The organism is Zoogloea oleivorans (assembly GCF_008107625.1).
GTDB lineage: Bacteria > Pseudomonadota > Gammaproteobacteria > Burkholderiales > Rhodocyclaceae > Zoogloea > Zoogloea oleivorans.
The window spans coordinates 1-2,835 of record NZ_SDKK01000075.1 but is presented as its reverse complement, the minus strand read 5'-3'; the positions used below and the strand labels follow the sequence as shown (position 1 = coordinate 2,835).

Here is a 2,835-nt window from a genome sequence, read left to right as displayed (position 1 = left end):
CAGCTCGGCGGCCTTGCCGGTGTAGCTGCCCGGGGTCATCTGCATCAGGCGGGCCTTTTCGGCTTCGGGGATGGCCAGGGTGCCGATAAATTCCTGCAGCGCTTCCTTGGTGATGCCCTTGCCACGGGTCAGTTCCTTGAGCTGCTCGTAGGGATTGGCGATGCCATAGCGACGCATGACGGTCTGGATCGGCTCGGCCAGCACTTCCCAGCAGGCGTCCAGGTCGGCCGCCAGACGGGCCGGTTCGGCTTCCAGCTTGCCGAGGCCGCGCAGGCAGGAATCGTAGGCCAGCACGGCGTAACCGAAAGCCACGCCCATGTTGCGCAGCACGGTGGAGTCGGTCAGGTCGCGCTGCATGCGCGACACCGGCAGCTTGTCGGCCAGGTGGCGCAGCACGCTGTTGGCCAGGCCCAGATTGCCTTCGGCGTTCTCGAAGTCGATCGGGTTGACCTTGTGCGGCATGGTCGAGGAACCGATCTCGCCGGCCTTCAGCTTCTGCTTGAAGTAGCCCAGCGAGATGTACATCCAGATGTCGCGGCAGATATCGAGGACGATGGTGTTGGCGCGGGCGGTGGCGTCGAACAGCTCGGCCATCGCATCGTGGGGTTCGATCTGGATGGTGTAGGGGTTGAAGGCGAGGCCGAGGGATTCGACGAAGCGGCCATTGAAGCCTTCCCAGTCGAATTCGGGGTAGGCCGACAGGTGGGCGTTATAGTTGCCGACAGCGCCGTTGAACTTGGCGGTCAGCTCGACGCTGGCGATGGACTTGCGCACGCGGCGCAGGCGATACACCACGTTGGCCATTTCCTTGCCGAGGGTGGTCGGGCTGGCGGGCTGGCCGTGGGTGCGGGCGAGCATCGGCAGGTCGGCCAGCTGGTGAGCCAGTTCGACCAGGCGGTCGATGATCTTGTCGAGAGCCGGCAGCAGCACGGTGTCGCGGCCGTCGCGCAGCATCAGCGCGTGGGAGACGTTGTTGATGTCTTCGGAAGTACACCCGAAGTGGATGAACTCGGTGACCTTCATCACCTCGACGTTATGGCCCAGACGCTCCTTGAGCCAGTATTCCATAGCCTTCACGTCATGGTTGGTGGTCGCTTCGATGGCCTTCACGGCCTCGCCGTCGGCGACCGAGAAAGCGGCGATCACGTCATCCAGCTCGGCCACGGTGGCGGCGGAAAACGGGGCGATCTCGGCCAGAGCAGGTTCGGCGGCGAGGGCCTTGAGCCACTCGACTTCGACCTTGACCCGGTTGCGGATCAGGCCGAATTCGCTGAAATGCCCGCGCAGGGCGGAAACCTTGGATTCGTAGCGACCGTCGAGGGGCGACAGCGCGGTGATGGGCTGGAGATTCATGCGGAAAGCCTTCGGAGCGAAAAAGCAAAGTCCGCCATTTTACCGCCTCGGAGGGCGTCGCGCCGATGATAAAATCCGGACTCCCCCAACTGCAGTGGATGATCATGGGCAAAGGCTCTCAACAACTCGAACGCTTCATTTTCTGGAGTCGCTGGCTCCAGGCGCCGCTTTACCTGGGCCTGGTTGTCGCGCAGGGCATCTACGTGTGGCTGTTCATGGCCGAACTGGGCCATCTGGTCGGCTCGGTCTTCGCGTCCGGCGGTCACATCAGCGAAACCGAAACCATGCTGGTGGTGCTCGGCCTGATCGACGTGGTGATGATCGCCAACCTGCTGATCATGGTGATCATCGGCGGCTACGAGACCTTCGTCTCGCGCCTCGACCTCGAAGGCCACCCGGATCAGCCCGAATGGCTGTCCCACGTGAACGCCGGCGTACTCAAGATCAAGCTGTCCACCGCCATCATCGGCATCTCCTCGATCCACCTGCTCAAGACCTTCATCAACGCCAGCAACCTGGCCGAGCACACGATCAAGTGGCAGGTGATCATCCATTTGGTGTTCCTCCTGTCCGCCCTCGCCATGGCCTACGTGGACAAGATGATGAACCAGACCGTTTTGCTGTCAAAACACTAAAAGAGGGAGCTTCACGCATGACCGCCATCAAACAGGAAGACCTGATCCAGTCCGTTGCGGACGCCTTCCAGTACATCAGCTACTACCATCCGCTGGACTACATCAAGGCCCTCGGCGAAGCCTATGAGCGCGAGGAATCCCCCGCTGCCAAGGACGCCATCGCCCAGATTTTGACCAACTCGCGCATGTCCGCCGAGGGCCACCGCCCGATCTGCCAGGACACCGGTATCGGCATGGTCTTCATCAAGGTCGGCATGCAGGTCACCTGGCCGGACGCCACCATGAGCGTCCAGCAGATGATCGACGAAGGCGTACGTCGCGCCTACGGCAACCCGGACAACCCCCTGCGCGCCTCGGTGCTGGCCGATCCGGCCGGTGCCCGCAAGAACACCAAGGACAACACCCCGGCAGTGGTCCACTTCGAGCTCGTCCCCGGCCATCACGTGGAAGTGATCTGCGCGGCCAAGGGCGGCGGCTCCGAAGCCAAGTCCAAGTTCGCCATGCTCAACCCGTCCGACGACCTGGTGGACTGGGTCCTCAAGAAGATCCCCGAAATGGGCGCCGGCTGGTGTCCGCCGGGCATCATCGGCATCGGCATCGGCGGCACGCCCGAAAAGGCCATGCTGCTGGCCAAGGAATCCATCATGGCGCCGGTGGACATCCATGAGCTGAAGGCCAAGGCCGCCACTGGCGCCAAGCTGACCCGCCCGGAAGAGCTGCGCCTCGAACTGATGGAAAAGATCAACGCGCTCGGCGTTGGTGCCCAGGGCCTCGGCGGCCTGACCACCGTGCTCGACGTGAAGGTGCTCGACTACCCCTGTCACGCCGCCAACCTGCCGGTGGCCCT

The 2,835-nt window shown here is 63.2% G+C and carries 3 protein-coding genes; 2 read left to right on the top strand and 1 reads right to left on the bottom strand.

From position 1 onward, the window contains the following. Window positions 1-1,353: adenylosuccinate lyase (gene purB / locus ETQ85_RS25715; RefSeq protein ID WP_148581826.1), on the bottom strand; the 1,353-nt coding region annotated here is incomplete at its 3' end. A gap of 104 nt (window positions 1,354-1,457) precedes the next feature. On the opposite strand from purB, the gene ETQ85_RS25710 reads away from it, so the two are divergent. Together ETQ85_RS25710 and ETQ85_RS25705 are read left to right on the top strand one after the other, a co-directional pair. Continuing rightward, a complete protein-coding gene (locus ETQ85_RS25710) occupies window positions 1,458-1,988 on the top strand; it encodes a TIGR00645 family protein (RefSeq protein ID WP_148581825.1) in 531 nt (176 codons plus the stop codon). Window positions 1,989-2,005: 17 nt separating this feature from the next. After that, on the top strand, window positions 2,006-2,835 hold an 830-nt coding region (locus ETQ85_RS25705), incomplete at its 3' end, for a fumarate hydratase (RefSeq protein WP_148581824.1).

Coding starts and splice junctions, on each gene's coding strand:
- ETQ85_RS25710 (WP_148581825.1), top strand. CDS start 1,458: ATGGGCAAAGGCTCTCAACAACTCGAACGCTTCATTTTCTGGAGTCGC.